Source organism: Bradyrhizobium sp. TM233 (assembly GCF_036247965.1).
Taxonomy (GTDB): Bacteria; Pseudomonadota; Alphaproteobacteria; order Rhizobiales; family Xanthobacteraceae; genus Bradyrhizobium; species Bradyrhizobium ottawaense.
In genome coordinates this window covers 148,861-163,747 of record NZ_BTIG01000003.1, presented here as the reverse complement: position 1 = coordinate 163,747, position 14,887 = coordinate 148,861, and the positions used below count along the sequence as shown (strand labels likewise).

Sequence of the window (14,887 nt, the reverse complement as noted above, 5' to 3'; positions counted from 1 at the left end):
GAGGAAGTTCCGCCGGGCTCGTCTATACGAGGTGGGCCTGCATTGTCGAGGATGACCGGGTCTCAAGGCAAACGGGCGATTGTCGATCCGGAGAACAAAACGGGTCGATTTGAGCCCGCCGAGGCGCCTTGCGCGCCATCGGACGGGCGATCCCGCAAACCGTCGCAATTCCTCGCTAGCTTCGATGCGCGCCGGCTATGACAGCCGGGCAGGGAGAACGATCATGCTCACGATCCTGTCGGCGCTGCGCCGCGCGGCCCTGGTGCTGGCCGTGTCAGCTTTCGCGTTCGCAAACGTTGCGCGCGCGGATGATCCGCCACAGCCGCGCTCCGAGGCGGCATCGCCGGCCGGACAGAAGGGCGGGCGCGCCGGCAGCGCGCAAGGCGCGACGCAGGCCTCGCCGTCGGCGGCCGAGCCGCATCGTCTCCCCTCGGATTCCACCACGAAGCAGACGCTGGATCTGCCCGGCCGCACCCTCAATTTCGCCGCGACCGCCGGCTCCATCCGGGTGTTCGACGGCAAGGGCGAGCCGCTGGCCGACATCGCCTATACGTCCTACCAGCTCGACGGCGCCGATCGCGCCACGCGCCCGGTCACGTTCCTGTTCAATGGCGGGCCCGGCGCGTCCTCGGCGTGGCTCCAGTTCGGGGCTGCCGGTCCATGGCGGCTGCCGCTGGATGGCGAAGCGCTGTCGCCGTCAGCCTCGCCCGAGGTGAAGCCGAACGCGGAGACCTGGCTCGATTTCACCGATCTCGTCTTCATCGATCCCGTCAGCACCGGCTACAGCCGCTTCATTGCGAGCGGCGAGGACGCGCGAAAATCCTTCTACTCCGTCGACGGCGACGTCAACGCGATCGCGCTGGTGATCCGCCGCTGGCTCGAGAAGCACGACCGGCTGACCTCGCCCAAATACGTCGCGGGCGAGAGCTATGGCGGCATTCGCGGGCCGAAGGTGGTGCGCCAGTTGCAACTCCAGCACGGCGTCGGCGTCAAAGGCCTGATCCTGGTATCGCCGCTATTGGATTTCCGCGAGTTCACCGGCACCAGCCTCCTGCAATATGTCGCGACCTTGCCGAGCTATGTGGCGGTGGCGCGCGAGGCCAAAGGGCCGGTCAAGCGCGCCGATCTCGCCGACGTCGAGGCCTACGCGCGCGGTGAATTCCTGGCCGACCTCGTCAAGGGCGAGGCGGACAGGGAGGCGACCAATCGGCTTGCCGACAGGGTCGCCGCGCTCACCGGCATCGACCAGGCGGTGAGCCGCCGGCTCGCCGGCCGTTTCGACGTCGGTGAGTTCCGCCGCGAATTTGACCGCAAGAACGGCAAGGTGACGGGACGTTACGATGCCTCCGTGCGCGGCTTCGATCCCTATCCGGATTCCAGCAGCTCGCGGTTCGGCGACCCCTCGGGCGATGCGCTCCAGGCGCCGCTGACGAGCGCCGCGGTCGACGTGCTCTCGCGCAAGCTCAACTGGCGGCCCGACGGCTCCTATGAAGTGCTCAACGGCGCAGTGGAAGGTCACTGGGATTTCGGCCGCGGCATCAACCCGCCGCAATCGGTGTCCGAGCTGCGCCAGATCCTCGCCACCGATGCCAAGCTGAACGTGCTGGTCGCGCACGGCCTGTTCGACCTTGCCACGCCCTATTTCGGAACGAAGCGGGTGCTCGACCAGATGCCGGCCTTCGCAACGCAGCGCGTGAAGTTCGTGGTCTATCCCGGCGGCCACATGTTCTATTCGCAAGGCGGCTCGCGGCAGGCGTTTCGCAGCGAGGTCGAGGCGCTGATCAGGGAGTAGGCCGGCGCTTGCGCGGCGGATAGCGGCGGGCGATCTCCTTCGCCACGGCGCTCGCCGGCTTGAGGTTGGCGCCGGCGATCCAGACCTCGCTGATCCTGCCGCGCTTGTCGCGGATCCGTCGCACCGGCTCGCCATGGCTGGAATAGCCGGCAGCCCAGGCGAGCTTGCCGGTGTCGCGGCCGGTGACCTCGATCTCGGCGGCATCCATGAACGGATTGATGAATTGCGGATTGGCGACGAGCACGCGGTTGCGCGCGGGGACGAGGTCGCTCGCGCCCCAGATCGTCCACCAGCGGCCGGTCCAGTCGCGCAGGCGCCGGTCGGCCGTGCCGCGCGTCCTGAACACGCGCAAGATCTGCATCGCGCCGTCCATCCAGAGCGGCGCCGCGCCGTCGATGGAGTTGCTGAGGATGCTGATCGTGAGCTCGCAAGCGGGGATGGCGCAGGTCCGGGAGATGTAGCCCTGAAAGCCGCCGCCATGGCCGAACCAGTCCCAGCCGTCGGTCTTGCCGGCATTGACGCCGAGCCCGTAATAGCCCTCGAAGTTCTGCGGGATGCGCCAATGATGTCGCGTCATCTCGCGGCGGCTCGCGACCGAGAGCACGCTCTTCTTCGCATTGGGCGCAAGCTGCGCGAAGAAGCGTGCGGTGTCGCCGGCCGTCGCAACGAAGCCTGCGGCGGACGCCATCGCGTGCGCGGGATTGTCGCCGGGGATCACGCATCGCTCGCCGAACGGCAGCTTCCGCGTATGGCCGCGCGCGAACGATGCGCCCTTGGGCAGCGGCGCGTCCGGCTCGCTCTCGCGCAGGCCCGCAGCCTCGATGATCTCGCGCTTGATCCAGGCGGAGTAGGGCTGCTTCGTCACCGCTTCGATGACGAGGCCGAGCAGGCCAAAGCCGTGATTGGAATATTTGAAGCGGGTGCCGGGCTCGATCGCGGTCGGCAGCTTCAATTCCGCGAGCAACTCTTTCGCGTCGAGATAGGAACGGCGGTCGATGAACTGTCCGGAATCGGCGCCGTCGCGCGTCAACCCGGCGCTGTGCGAGAGCACCTGCGCGATCGTCGTCTCGGCGACGCGCGGATGCAGCCCGCCGACATGTTGGCCGATCGGATCGTCGAGCCGGAGCTTGCGCTGCTCGCGCAGCTTCATGATGCCGGCCGAGGTGAAGCTCTTGGAATGGGAGGCGATGCGGAAGCGGTGGCGTGGGGTGAGCTTCTCGCCGGTGTCGAGATTTGCAAGGCCGAACGCATGCTCGGCGACGATCTCGCCACGATGGGCGAATGCGACGATGACGCCTGGCTGTTGGATTGTCGTCAGTTGGAATTCGATCCAGGAGCCGATGTAGTCGATCGCGGATCGCAGCCATGGGTCCATTGCACACCAATTTACTGGGAAAATCGATGCGAGAGGCTAGCCGAGAAAGCCGAACGGGCACAACCGAAAGGTTGTGCCCGTCCGCGAGGTCAAAGATGCGATTGTCTTAGTAGACGAGCGTCGCGCCGGTCGGCTTGTCGAGCGCCGTGGCAAGCGAGCGATACTCGGAGCTGTCGGTGCCGGCGAGCGAGGCGATCTTGTTCAGATGATACTGCGCCTGTTCGCGGTTGCCCTGCTCGAGCTGCCAGAGGCCGTAATACTGCCAGGTGCGGACGTGGTTCGGATCGTCCTTCAGCGCCAGCTCGTAATAGACCTTCGACGACTGGTAGTCGCCGAGCTTGCGATAGGAGTAGCCGATCAGATTGGCGACGTCGGCGACGTCGTCGCGCCCCAGCGACTTCAACTGACCGATCGCACCGGTGTAGTCGTGGTTGTCGTAGATCGCAGTGTAGGCGGTGCGGTAGGCGGCGAGGAATTTGGGATCGCTGACGGAGGAGCTCTTCTTCTTGCCCTTCTTGGACGAGGAGTCCGATTTCGGCGGCGAGGAGGGCTCGTCACTGCCGGCGGCATAGGCGCTGGACAGCACCGGCGCGGCCGCCAGCGACATGGCGACCAATCCCGGCACGACAAGCATTGAGAGTTTGCGCATCTAAATTCTCCCGTATGGAACGTGGCGATCCTACACGATTGCCCGAAGACCGGAACACCCGTCTGGCGAAAACATTCCCGCTTCGCCCGATCTATTCGCCCGGGCGCGGATGACAAACTTGTCATCGAGATGAACGGAAGCCTGCAAGGGGCTTCAGACCGGGTTCAGCGCGCCACCCCTAGGCTCCCACCCACGATCGAAGGGTAGGCGACAGGGCGCCGCCTCGAGATCCTTCCAAGAGGAGACCACCATGTTGAAGACCATTTCCGCAGCTTTGCTCGCAGCTTCCGTGATCGCAGCCCCGGCCTTCGCTGCCGAGGCCGGCAAGACCACAACGGCCCCGGTGATCAAGGCGGACCAGAGCCAGACCAAGGCCTCGACCACCGCCGCGAAACCGGACACCGGCGTCAAGGCCGATGCCAAGACCGATGCGAAGGCCGGCGACGTCAAGGCGGATGCCAAGGTGGATACCAAGTCGAAGGCGTTGAATGCCAACGCCGCGGTCACGTCCGACGAGCACAAGACCGTGCGCACCCATCGCCACCACCACAAGCATCTGTCGGCGAAGAAGCTGAAGGCGCAGCCTGACGTGACCAAGCCGCTGGCCACCGACAAGCGCAGCTAGCGTCTGATCCGGCGCGGCGGCACCGTGCATTGCCCGCCGCCGCATACGGACTTCAGGCCCGTCCCGGCGCCTGTGCGAAAGCGCAGACGCCGGCGGCGGGGCGGTGCGTTGTCCGCCAGGCCTTGCGAGCGGGCCTTGCCAGCAGGACTGAATTCCCTTTGCGCGACCTTGCGGCTAGAACGTCCCCCTAATCTGTTCGAGCGGGAGCGGGATCTGTGGGGCGATTGGCGAAACGTGCGGCGAGCTTGGCATCGGTCCTGCTATTGCCGCTGGCGCTCGCGGCATGTTTCGGCAGCGACGGTGACCGTCCGACCATCATCGGTGGGACCCAGGCCGGAGGCCCGCAGCCGTTTCCCGACAATTTCCGCGGCGACATCCTGGCCCTGATGCGCACCTATCTGAACAACCCGGTCGGCGTGCGCGAGGCCAGCATGGCCGAGCCGGTCCAGCGCGAGGTCGGCGGCCGGCAGTTCTATGTGAGCTGTCTGCACTTCACCCCGCGCGAGACCGACGGCAGCTACAAGGCCATGCGGGAACGCGCTGTGATCTTCGTCAACGGACGAGCGGACCGCGTCGTCGACCGCACGAGTGAGCTCTGCGCCGGCGCGGTTTACGTACCCTTTCCGGAACTGGAAAAGATGACGCGGTAGCGCAAAGTCCGCCTTCATCGCCTGGTGCTAGAACGATCAGGGCCGGAGCTGCCGGATCACATTTCGGGGAGCTTTGAACGGGGTGGTTTGACCTCGCGACAAATTGTTACGGCAGGCCCTGCGCAGGCGGCAAAAACAGTCGGTGCAGGACGACGTGACGGAACAAAATCGCGTTGTTGCCCCTCCGTCACAGTTACGAGCGATCAACGTTCCGGCATCGCCGCGAAGCAACCCAATTCACGCCACGTTGTTTCCTGAGTGTCGTAATGAAAGAACGGGGATGATCATGAAATCGATTTTGCTGGGTGCTGCCGCTCTGCTTGCGCTGGCCGCGCCGGCTGCAGCCGCGGATATGCAGCCGCGCACCTACGCCAAGGCCCCGGCCTATACGCCGCCACAGCTGATTTATAACTGGACCGGTTTCTACATCGGCGGCCATGTCGGCGGCGCGTTTGCCGGCGACAGCAGCTTCCAGTCCAGCGACGCCCGCTTCCTCGGCGGCGTGCAGGGCGGCTTCGACTACCAGTTCGCGCCCAACTGGGTGGTGGGTATCGAGGCCCAGTATTCCTGGCTGCCGACCAACAACAATGGTGTCACGTTCCCGGCGGGCACGCAGGTGACCTCCAATACCGACCAGCTCGGGTCGGTGACCGGCCGCATCGGCTACACCTGGGGTCCGACGCTGCTCTACGCCAAGGGCGGTTACGCCTGGCGCAATGGCGGCCTGGGCGTCAATGTCGCAGGCGTGCCGCAGGGCTTCACCACCACCGGCAACAGCAAGGACGGCTACACCGTCGGCGCCGGCCTCGAATATATGTTCGCGCCGAACTGGTCGGCCAAGGCCGAGTACCAATACTACAATTTCGGCAGCACCACCTTCACCTCCGGTCCGGCCGACATCGTCGGCGTTCGCGGCCGGGAGGACGAGCATACCGTCAAGGTCGGTGTGAACTACCGCTTCGGCTGGGGCGGTCCGGCAGCCTCGCGCTACTAACGCTCCACCGCGACAACGCTCTGACAAAGGCCGGCTCCGCCGGCCTTTCGTTTGTCGGCCCTCTTGCCTGCCGGCCCCATGTTTGCTTTGCGTGAACCATCTGGCGCGTCATTTGCAGGAAAACATTCCGGCGGGCGCCTTCTCACGCGCGTCATGGGACTTGGGTAAAGCAAAAATAATTTTTGCCGCTTACGGAACTCGCGCTCCGGGAAGCGTTATATGAGAATTACCGGGCTGGTGGGACGACGGACATGCGTATCTTGGTGTCGGCAGTAGGGCTCTCGTGCTTCTTGTGCCTGCCGTGCTCTGCACAGACAATCCTCAAATCCGAGCCTCTGATGCTGGCACCTTACGAGGTGGCTTTCGTCAAGGACGCGTCCTGCCCGTCGGGCAAGGTGCTCAAGGTCACCGGCGCGATCCGCGGGCTGCATCGCCGCAAGGCCTGCGTGGCTCTGGCCGGTGAGCAGGCCTCGCTGGCAACCGCAACGCCCTGACCGCTTTGCGGCATCCGCCGCCGGACCTCACGAATTCAGCTCGAGCTCCATCGTCGACTGGCGGTCGGCCTCGGCCTTGTTTTGGGCGGGGTCCTCACCCTGGGCGACCCGGCAGGGCTTGATCTCGTAGTCGTTGTCGAGCACCCGGCGTGGCCCGGGACGCTCCTCGTCGGCGCTGATATCCACGACCAGACCGCTCCGATACGCGAGCTTCCAGACGTCGGATTCGCTCGGATAGGCCTTGCTGATCTGGGCGTCGTTGCAGAACAAGGCGTAGGGCATTCTTCCCGCTCCCGGAAAACGCATTAACGACCTAACGGCCCGCCGGTTCCGGGGGGCTGGCGATCACGGGGCCGTGATCCAGGCTGCCGGGCCTTGAGTCCTTAACGAGTCCTGAATCGCGAAAAAAAGAATCCTTGGGACTCGTTTGGCGGAATCAGCGGATGTTTTCCGCCATGACGAGCGACCTGAAGACCTCCTGCGGGCACATGCTCCTGCCGCTGACGCTGGCGTTATTCGGCGCCTGCGCGGCCAATCTTTGGCTGGTGTGGTCCTGGCTATAGGCCCTCTGACGGGAGGCGGCCTTATTTTTTGGCCGATGGGCCGGAGGCGTCGTGGATGGCGGCGCGCAATCTGGTCAGGGTTTCGGCACAATATTCCTCGCGCTCGCGCTCGAACCGCTCCTGATGCTTGCGGAAATTGGCGATGCGGGCCTGCATCTCGGTGCGGAAATCACCGATCGCCCGCGCTGGCGGCAGAGGAGTGGGCGGGAGCGGTACCGGAGCTTGCGCCAGCTCGATCTCGACTGCGGCGGCCTCCACGGCAACGAGCTCGACCGCGACTGTCGTGGCGACCGGGGTCCGTTCCGGCTGAAGGACATCATCCTTCCTGCCGGTCACCGATTGGACGAAGGCCAGTGTCTGCGCGATCAGCGCGTCGCGTTCCACGATCCATTTCATGATCCACCTCAGCCGGCCCATTCCAGCAAAGCGGCCGTGCCGAATCAAGGCGGTAAACAGGGGATTGCATATTTTTCCCGGTCGCCCGAAAATAGGCAGATGGATTCCGGAAAAGAACGTTCGGACGAAGTAGAGGGCCTGAGGCTCATCCGCGCGTTTCTGTCGCTGCCGCCCGACAAGCGGGCGGAGGTGATCGCGTTCGTGGAGGAATTGGCGCGTGCGCATGGCCGGCCCGATGAGGGCAAGGCGGCATCGCCGAGGTGAGCGCTATCGCTCGCGCGGATTGACGTTGGGCTCGAACGGCGCGCCGACCACCCGGACCGGTGTCTGAACCGACGTCCGGGTGACGTCGATCACGGCTGTCTCTGCGACCAGCTTTTCGGGGGCCGGCCCAGGCAGCGGCGCGAACAACGTCAATGTGCCGGCCACGGCGGCGCAGCACAGCGTCACCGTCGCCAGCAGAAACATGTTTCGGTTTTCTTCCCTGATCCGCATGGGCCGACAACGATTGAGGGCAGGGCTCGGTTCCCCGTCTGCCGCGCCGACTACGCCCTCTATGGTGCCAGCAGGAAACCGAGCATGAACACGAACAGCACGGCCGTCATGACGACGGCCGTCACCGCGCCAGCGGCGATCCTGGCCTTCTCTCTCGGAGTGGTCGAGCGCATCGGACGCGAGTATAGCTCGTCTGCACCGGAATCTCGACCTCCGAGTCCGATCCCATGATCTCCAATCGTCCTGCCGTCCTCGCCCACGAACGCTTCGTCGCCGACCGCGACAATTTCTCAGGGCTAGATCTTACCGCAAGGTTCGAGCGGATCGAGCGGACGAACCTCTGGGGCGCTGCCGGCTCGGTGTCGGGCCTCGGCTCCGAGGACCCCGCGACCGCCGCGATCCGGGACGCGCTTCCTTCGCTGCTGCAACAGCTCGGCGCGCGCTCGCTGCTCGATGCGCCCTGCGGCGACGCCGGCTGGATCGGTCGCATCAAGCTCGATCTCGATTACACCGGCGTCGACATCGTGCCGTCGCTGATCGAGACCAACAACGCGCGTGCGGCGCGCGGCGAATTGGCCGGCCGATTCTTGGTGGCCGATATCACGCGCGATGCACTGCCGCGCGCCGATCTGATCCTGTGCCGGGACTGCCTGGTGCATCTGAGCTTTCAGAACATCGCCAGCGCCATCGCCCGCTTTCGCCAGAGCGGCGCGCAATTCCTGCTCGTCACGACGTTTCCGGAGTGGGAGGATAATTGCGATTGCGAGGATGGCGACTGGCGCGCGCTCAACATGACGAAGGCGCCGTTCGACTGGCCGGTGCCGCGCGCGCTGATCGACGAGCGTTGCGAGGAGGGCGATGGCGGCTGGCGCGACAAGAGCCTCGGGCTCTGGCGGCTGGATGAGTTGCCGGATCGCGTCCGCACGGCCACGGATGTGTGACAGCTGCGGGCGGAACGTCCATTGCGTCCGTAATCGCCCCGGCGATAGACTTCGGGTTGTGTCGCGATCTCCTGTCGCATGCCGGAGCCCACCATGAGAGCACGTGCTGTCCTGGCCGCGTTGTTGATTTGGTGCAGCGCGCCGGCGCTGGCACAGCAGGAGGGCGCAACGCTTTATGCGACGCATTGCGCGCAATGCCACGACGGCGATGCGCAGAGCCGCGTGCCGGGCCGCGGCGCCATGCAGGCGATGTCGTTCGATCATGTGCTGGCGGCGTTGACCTCCGGCAGCATGGCGGGGATGGCAAAGGATCGCAGCGACGCGGAACGCCGCGCGATAGCGTCCTTCGTCACCGGCAAGATCGCGACCGGCGCGGTTGCGGCCGACGCGGACGGCCGCTGCGCGCAACAGGCCAGCGGCTTCCCGCAGGCCCTCGATGGTCCGCGTTGGAACGGATGGGGCGTGGACACCGGCAATAGCCGCTTCCAGCCGGCCGACATGGCGGGGCTGACGGCGGAGCAGGTTCCGCGCCTGCGGTTGAAATGGGCTTATGCATTCCCCGGCGCCTCGGTGTCGTTTGCGCCGCCGACCATCGTGGGCGGAATGCTGTTCATCGGCGGCACCGATCGCAAGGTGCACGCGCTCGACGCGCGCAGCGGCTGCACGCTGTGGACGCTGGCGATCGATGCGGCGGTGCGCGCCGCGATCAGCTTTGCGCCACTTCCAGGCTCCGACCAGTTCGCGATCTTCTTCGGCGATTTGCGCGCCAACGCCTATGCCGTGAACGCGCTGACCGGCGCGCTGATCTGGAAGACGAAGGTCGAGGAGCATGCCGCCGCGCGCATCACCGGCGCGCCGACGCTGCATTCCGGCGTGCTCTACGTGCCGGTGTCCTCGATCGAGGAAGCGGCCGGCTCGCAAGCCAGTTACGAATGCTGCACCTTCCGCGGCAGCGTGGTGGCGCTCGACGCCGCGACCGGCAAGCTGGTCTGGCAGGCCTATACGATTCCGGAAGTGCCGCATCCGACCGGCAAGAATGCCAGGGGCACGCAGCTGTTCGGTCCGTCGGGCGCTGCGATCTGGTCGGCGCCGACGATCGATGCGAAGCGGGGCGCCGTCTATGTAGCGACCAGCAATTCCTACTCGAACCCGCCGGCGGCGACCGCTGATGCGATCCTCGCTTTCGAGCTTGCGACCGGGAAGCTGCTCTGGAAGCAGCAGGCCACGCCCAAGGATGCCTTTGTCGTGGCGTGCTTCACTGCGGACAAGTCCAATTGTCCGGAGGATCCAGGACCCGATCACGATTTCGGCCAGTCGCCGATCCTCGTCACCTTGCGCGACGGCCGGCGCGTGCTCGTCATCGCGCAGAAATCCGGCGTCGTGCACGCGCTCGATCCCGACGACGGTGGCAAGATCCTGTGGCAGACCAGGATCGGGAAGGGCGGTGCGCTCGGTGGCAGCGAATGGGGTTCGGCCGCGGACGGCGAGCGCATCTATGTCGCCAATTCCGACGTGCGCTTCATGCGTGACGGCACGCGGCAACTCGATCCCACGCAAGGCGGCGGCCTGTTCGGCCTCGACCTCGCCAGTGGCAAGATCGCGATGGAAGTGCCGCCGGTCGCCTGCGGCGACCGCCCCAAATGCAGCCCCGCGCTCTCGGCGGCGGTGAGCCTGATCCCGGGCGTGGTGTTCTCCGGCGGCGTCAGCGGCTTCCTGCGCGCCTACGCCACCGATGGCAAGCTGCTCTGGGAGTTCGACACCGCGCAGGATTTCAAGGCCGTGAACGGCGTCCCCGCCCATGGCGGCGCCATCGATGGCCCCGGGCCCGTCATCGCCGGCGGCATGCTCTACACCAATTCCGGCTACGGCCAATGGAGCGGCGTCGCCGGCAACGTGCTGCTGGCGTTCGAGGTCGGACCGGAGTGACGACTTTGCCGCCGTGTCCCGGACGCGCAGCAACGCGCCTCTCGCGTTGCTGCGCAGAGCCGGGACCCAGAGAGCGGCACGGTGGAATGCGGCGCGATAGGCCCCGGCTCTGCAGCGCATCGCCGAAGGGGCGCTGCACTGCGTCCGGGGCACGGGTTGAGGCCGCCTCGTCAACCCCGTCATTGTGAGCCAACGAGGGGGAGCAAATTCGATGATCGATGCCAGATGCAGCTGCGGTGCGCTTTCGCTGTCGCTGCCGGGACCATCGCAGCTCGTCGTCGCCTGTCATTGCCTTGACTGTCAGCGACGAACCGGCGCGCCGTTCGGTGTCGGTGCCTTCTATCCGGCGCACGCCGTCACGATTTCAGGGCCGTCAAGGGAGTACGTCCGGACTGCCGAAAGCGGCGGCAAGGTCCGCAGCTATTTCTGTCCCGACTGCGGCTCGACGGTCTATTGGCAAGCCGAGAATCTGCCGGGGATGATCGGCGTCGCCGTCGGCGCGATCGCAAATCCCGATTTTCCACCGCCGATCAGATCGGTGTTCGAGCAGTCGAAACATGGCTGGGTGGAGATGTCAGGCGCCGAGCACTTCCAGCAAGGCAGCGCGGCGAACCGTTCGAGCTGAGACCTGTACGCCAGATGCTGGTGCCGGCTGAGGGGATTGAACCCCCGACCTTCGGTTTACAAAACCGCTGCTCTACCGCTGAGCTAAGCCGGCGACGCGGGCAGGGCCGGCATGGGCCGGGGTGTCCACCCGTTCCGCGCCGCAATACCAGACTTGGTCGGAAAGTGCCAGAACCGGAAAGGCCGTCGCCGCGAACATGAATCAGGCGGCCCGGAGGCCGCCTGATCTCTCCGCATCGATTTAGATCGCCTTACTGGCAGAGATGCCGGCGGCCGTCTTCGCCCTTGAACCAGGTGCCGGGCGTGCAGACGAAGCCGTTACGCTGGGCGTAGGTGCGGGTGTCCCAGCCACGATTGTCCCAGCCGCGGTTGTCCCACGAATTATCGTACGCGTAGGAATTGTCCCAGGCGCGGAACGGCGCTGAGGCAATCGCGCCGGCGGTGCCGATCGCGGCGCCGGCTACGCCGGCCGCGACGTCGGTCGGCCAGAAGCCGGTGCGGCTCCTGTTCCAGTCGTTATTCCAGTCGCCATTGGTCTGACGATAGGACACGCGGCGATGGCGGTATCCGCTATCGGTGTACGGATTTCCGGGGCCGAGATTCTGGCAATTGGCGTTGGGGAATTGCGCCGAGCAGCGGCCAGGATTGGTGACGACGGCCTGCGCCATGGCAGAGCCTGCCAGCATGGTCGCCGCAATCGCCGTCGCTCCAAGAAGTTTGATGTTCATGGTTGTTGGCTCCCATTTTGTTGACGGGGGCTAAACGCTTGCGGCGCCGGACGTTCCGAAGAAACCGGTGGATTTCGCCAGCAAACGGTCAAACGGATGTGAGCGCACGGCGCGGTTCCGTGCGGCGGAGCCACACGCCGTTAACGCTTCGCTCATTCGCTTTGCAGCATTTGAGCGGCGCGCAATCCTTACACATTAGGCTTACCGGAATTTGGTGAGCGGGCCTTAACCCTCTCTGCGTCGCGATCGGGTAGGTTGCCGCCGCATAACCGGGGTCCCCTCATGCGCGCTGTCGCGCTCGCTGCCTTTCTGATCGGATTGCCCGCGACGGCGCTTGCCGGCGAAGGCTTCGATATCGTCGTGCCCGGCCGTCCCGGCGTGCCGATCATCATCAACAACATCGACGCGTCCTATGCCGTGGTCGAGGGCACCTGGGGTCTTGGCAAGAACCAGCAGGTGCAGCCCACCATCTATGGCGGGCGCTATGTCGCCGAGCGGCAGCCTGCCGATGTCGGCCATTATTATCCGACGATGGGCCTGCGGCCCGGCTACGGCCGGCTCGAGGTCGAGCCGCCCGCGAACCGGAAATTGCCAAAGCCCGCCGAGAGCTACCATCAGAGCTGGGGCGCGCAATCGGCGCCGCTGCCGCCGCAGATGGACGCGCCCGTCGATGCGCCGCCGGTGATCCTCGCGCCTGAGATCAACGATCGTCCGCGGCCACCGCGACCGCGGCCGCATGTCCAAGTCCCCGGCAAGCCGCCGGGTTAAGAAACGTCAAAATCCAACAAACGGAAATCAACAGGAGAGAGTAATGCGTCAAATGATTTCGGGACTGGTTGCGGCGGCTGCCGTGATGTTCGTCGCCACGGCACCCGCCGCGGCGTGCGGCTTCAACCCATGCCAGCCAGTCGCGCCGGTCTATTCCGGCTGCAACACCGGTTGCGGCGGCTACGGCTATGGCTATGGCGCCTATGAGCGTCTCGCCGAGCCGACCACGCAGTATTATCACGTTAACCAGGGCCCGACCTATACCGGCCCGGGCGCCTTCGCGCCGTATCCGACCTATCGTGAAGACGCGGTGGTCGCGCCCGCCAATTACGGCTACGGCTATCGCGCCGCCGTGGCTCCCTATCACCGCCCGTACTACCGTCCGTACCGCTACGGTTACGGCCCGCGCTACGGCTATCTGCCGCGCGTGCACTACGGCCATGGTCCGCGCTACGGCTACGCCCACCGGCACGCGCCGGCGCCGTACTACGGCGGCCACCGCGTGCTGCGCCGCTACTACTGATCTCCGATCGGTTGAGCTAACGAGACGCCCGTTCGCGCGATGCGGACGGGCGTTTTGCTTTTTGCGATGTCTGCGTGCCGTCCTGGCGATCGCGCAAATTCAGGTACGAGAAGTCGTCGTGTCGGGGGTCGGCTTCGCGCCGTGACGTTCGGCTCGCCAGACCGAAGCTCGCGCGGCTTGCCAAGCCGAAGCTCGCGAAGCGAGCGAAGGCTGGTGGGGGAGGCAGGACTCGAACCTGCGAAGCCATGAGGCGGCTGATTTACAGTCAGCTCCCTTTGCCACTCGGGACACTCCCCCGCTCGACGGCAGCACAATCGGGCCGGACCTTTGCCGGCGACCGAAGACGGCCATGGAACGTGAAGGCCGCGACAGCCCGGATGGGGGCGCGACCGGGCGCGGTTATGGGCGATCCGGTGGGGCAAAGTCAACCGAGGCGAACAGCTAAAATCGCCGTCGAAGCCACCCAAATTGCCATATTCCGGCACCCGTGACACAAGCGAGCCCATGAAGGATCGAAAATTCACCCCCAGGGGCCCCCGCGGCGGGGCTAAGCCCTTCAACAGACCCGGGAAATCGGCCGGCCGGCCGGCCTGGCGCGACCGCGATTCGCACGCCGACGGACCGGTCATCCTCTATGGCTGGCACACCGTGACCATGGCCCTGGCCAACCCGGAGCGGCGGATCCGCAAGCTGACGCTGACCGAGAACGCAGCGAAGCGGCTTGCGGACGAGAATATCGAGACCCGCGTCACCCCCGAGATCGTCCGGCCCCAAGAGATCGACCGTCTGCTCTCGCCTGATGCCGTGCATCAGGGCCTGCTCGCCGAGGCCGATCCTCTGCCTTCGCCTGACATCGAGGCCTTGAAGCAAGAAGGCATGGTGCTGGTGCTCGACCAGATCACCGACCCGCACAATGTCGGTGCGATCCTGCGCTCCGCCGCAGCGTTCGCGGTGAAGGCGATCGTCACCACCGCGCGCCACAGCCCGGAAGCCACCGGCGTGCTCGCCAAGGCCGCCTCCGGCGCGCTGGAGCTGGTGCCTGTTGTGACGGTGCAGAACCTCGCTCGCGCGCTGACCACGCTGAACGAAATCGGCTTCCAGACCGTCGGGCTGGACAGCGAAGGCAGCGCGGATCTCAGCGACGTTGCGCTGCGCGAGCCGCTCGCGCTGGTGTTAGGGGCCGAAGGCAAGGGTCTGCGGCAATTGACCCGCGAGACCTGCAGCGTCGTGGCGCGGCTCGACATGCCCGGCGAGATCAAGAGCCTCAACGTCTCCAACGCCGCCGTGCTCTCGCTCTATGTCGGCGCGAGCCGGCTCGGGCTGATGAAGTAGGCGGCTGCCTCA

Annotated in this window: 17 protein-coding genes and 2 tRNA genes; 11 read left to right on the top strand and 8 right to left on the bottom strand. The window is 65.8% G+C overall.

Going from position 1 to position 14,887, the window contains the following annotated elements; translation table 11 throughout:
* The first annotated feature begins 223 nt into the window (after positions 1-223).
* Positions 224-1,792, top strand: coding sequence for a S10 family peptidase (locus AABA86_RS07855; protein WP_212252010.1), 1,569 nt, complete (start codon positions 224-226; stop codon positions 1,790-1,792).
* On the opposite strand, the gene AABA86_RS07850 is transcribed toward AABA86_RS07855, so the two are convergent.
* On the bottom strand, positions 1,782-3,167 hold the full coding sequence (locus tag AABA86_RS07850) for a serine hydrolase domain-containing protein (RefSeq protein ID WP_338306367.1): 1,386 nt from the start codon (positions 3,165-3,167) through the stop codon (positions 1,782-1,784). The two genes, AABA86_RS07855 and AABA86_RS07850, sit on opposite strands and share 11 nt — an antisense overlap.
* Before the next feature lie 106 nt (positions 3,168-3,273).
* Complete coding sequence (locus AABA86_RS07845; RefSeq protein ID WP_212252006.1) at positions 3,274-3,816, bottom strand: tetratricopeptide repeat protein; 543 nt, start codon at positions 3,814-3,816, stop codon at positions 3,274-3,276.
* A 250-nt stretch (positions 3,817-4,066) separates the two neighbouring features.
* Between AABA86_RS07845 and AABA86_RS07840 the strand changes: the two genes are divergently transcribed.
* The 4 genes from AABA86_RS07840 (at position 4,067) to AABA86_RS07825 (ending at position 6,579) form a co-directional block, all read left to right on the top strand.
* On the top strand, positions 4,067-4,441 hold the full coding sequence (locus tag AABA86_RS07840; RefSeq protein ID WP_338306366.1) for a His-rich protein BRANT: 375 nt from the start codon (positions 4,067-4,069) through the stop codon (positions 4,439-4,441).
* Between the two features lie 215 nt (positions 4,442-4,656).
* Positions 4,657-5,091, top strand: coding sequence for a hypothetical protein (locus tag AABA86_RS07835; protein WP_179879913.1), 435 nt, complete (start codon positions 4,657-4,659; stop codon positions 5,089-5,091).
* Between the two features lie 286 nt (positions 5,092-5,377).
* Positions 5,378-6,085, top strand: coding sequence for an outer membrane protein (locus AABA86_RS07830; RefSeq protein ID WP_212252002.1), 708 nt, complete (start codon positions 5,378-5,380; stop codon positions 6,083-6,085).
* 251 nt (positions 6,086-6,336) lie between these two features.
* Positions 6,337-6,579 carry a hypothetical protein gene (locus AABA86_RS07825; protein WP_338306365.1) on the top strand — a complete coding sequence of 81 codons (243 nt, stop codon included), beginning with the start codon at positions 6,337-6,339 and terminating at the stop codon, positions 6,577-6,579.
* A 27-nt stretch (positions 6,580-6,606) separates the two neighbouring features.
* On the opposite strand, the gene AABA86_RS07820 is transcribed toward AABA86_RS07825, so the two are convergent.
* The 3 genes from AABA86_RS07820 to AABA86_RS07810 all read right to left on the bottom strand — a co-directional run bounded on the left by AABA86_RS07820 (position 6,607) and on the right by AABA86_RS07810 (position 8,006).
* The gene (locus AABA86_RS07820; RefSeq protein ID WP_028141090.1) at positions 6,607-6,861 is read right to left on the bottom strand and encodes a hypothetical protein; all 255 of its coding nucleotides are present in this window, start codon (positions 6,859-6,861) and stop codon (positions 6,607-6,609) included.
* Between the two features lie 302 nt (positions 6,862-7,163).
* Positions 7,164-7,538, bottom strand: coding sequence for a hypothetical protein (locus tag AABA86_RS34625; RefSeq protein ID WP_445083459.1), 375 nt, complete (start codon positions 7,536-7,538; stop codon positions 7,164-7,166).
* Between the two features lie 267 nt (positions 7,539-7,805).
* A complete protein-coding gene (locus AABA86_RS07810; RefSeq protein WP_212252000.1) occupies positions 7,806-8,006 on the bottom strand; it encodes a hypothetical protein in 201 nt (66 codons plus the stop codon).
* 254 nt (positions 8,007-8,260) lie between these two features.
* Here AABA86_RS07810 and AABA86_RS07805 point away from each other — a divergent pair, with 254 nt between their 5' ends.
* From AABA86_RS07805 to AABA86_RS07795, 3 genes are all read left to right on the top strand, one after another.
* Positions 8,261-8,974 (top strand): class I SAM-dependent methyltransferase, encoded by a 714-nt coding sequence (locus AABA86_RS07805; RefSeq protein WP_338306364.1) that lies wholly within the window; start codon positions 8,261-8,263, stop codon positions 8,972-8,974.
* Between the two features lie 93 nt (positions 8,975-9,067).
* Positions 9,068-10,900, top strand: a complete 1,833-nt coding sequence (locus tag AABA86_RS07800; protein ID WP_338306363.1) for an outer membrane protein assembly factor BamB family protein — start codon at positions 9,068-9,070, stop codon at positions 10,898-10,900.
* A 211-nt stretch (positions 10,901-11,111) separates the two neighbouring features.
* Entirely contained in the window at positions 11,112-11,525 is a 414-nt protein-coding gene (locus AABA86_RS07795) for a GFA family protein (protein ID WP_338306362.1), read from the top strand.
* Positions 11,526-11,543: 18 nt separating this feature from the next.
* On the opposite strand, the gene AABA86_RS07790 is transcribed toward AABA86_RS07795, so the two are convergent.
* Together AABA86_RS07790 and AABA86_RS07785 are read right to left on the bottom strand one after the other, a co-directional pair.
* Positions 11,544-11,618: transfer RNA gene (locus tag AABA86_RS07790), tRNA-Thr, on the bottom strand.
* 157 nt (positions 11,619-11,775) lie between these two features.
* A complete protein-coding gene (locus AABA86_RS07785) occupies positions 11,776-12,252 on the bottom strand; it encodes a hypothetical protein (protein WP_212251993.1) in 477 nt (158 codons plus the stop codon).
* 282 nt (positions 12,253-12,534) lie between these two features.
* On the opposite strand from AABA86_RS07785, the gene AABA86_RS07780 reads away from it, so the two are divergent.
* Entirely contained in the window at positions 12,535-13,020 is a 486-nt protein-coding gene (locus AABA86_RS07780) for a hypothetical protein (protein WP_212251992.1), read from the top strand.
* Between the two features lie 43 nt (positions 13,021-13,063).
* Positions 13,064-13,543 (top strand): hypothetical protein, encoded by a 480-nt coding sequence (locus AABA86_RS07775; RefSeq protein ID WP_338306361.1) that lies wholly within the window; start codon positions 13,064-13,066, stop codon positions 13,541-13,543.
* A 211-nt stretch (positions 13,544-13,754) separates the two neighbouring features.
* Here the strand turns inward: AABA86_RS07775 and AABA86_RS07770 are convergent.
* A tRNA-Tyr gene (locus AABA86_RS07770) sits at positions 13,755-13,840 on the bottom strand.
* Between the two features lie 207 nt (positions 13,841-14,047).
* On the opposite strand from AABA86_RS07770, the gene rlmB reads away from it, so the two are divergent.
* Positions 14,048-14,875, top strand: a complete 828-nt coding sequence (rlmB, locus tag AABA86_RS07765; protein ID WP_212251988.1) for a 23S rRNA (guanosine(2251)-2'-O)-methyltransferase RlmB — start codon at positions 14,048-14,050, stop codon at positions 14,873-14,875.
* The last annotated feature ends 12 nt before the right edge of the window (positions 14,876-14,887 follow it).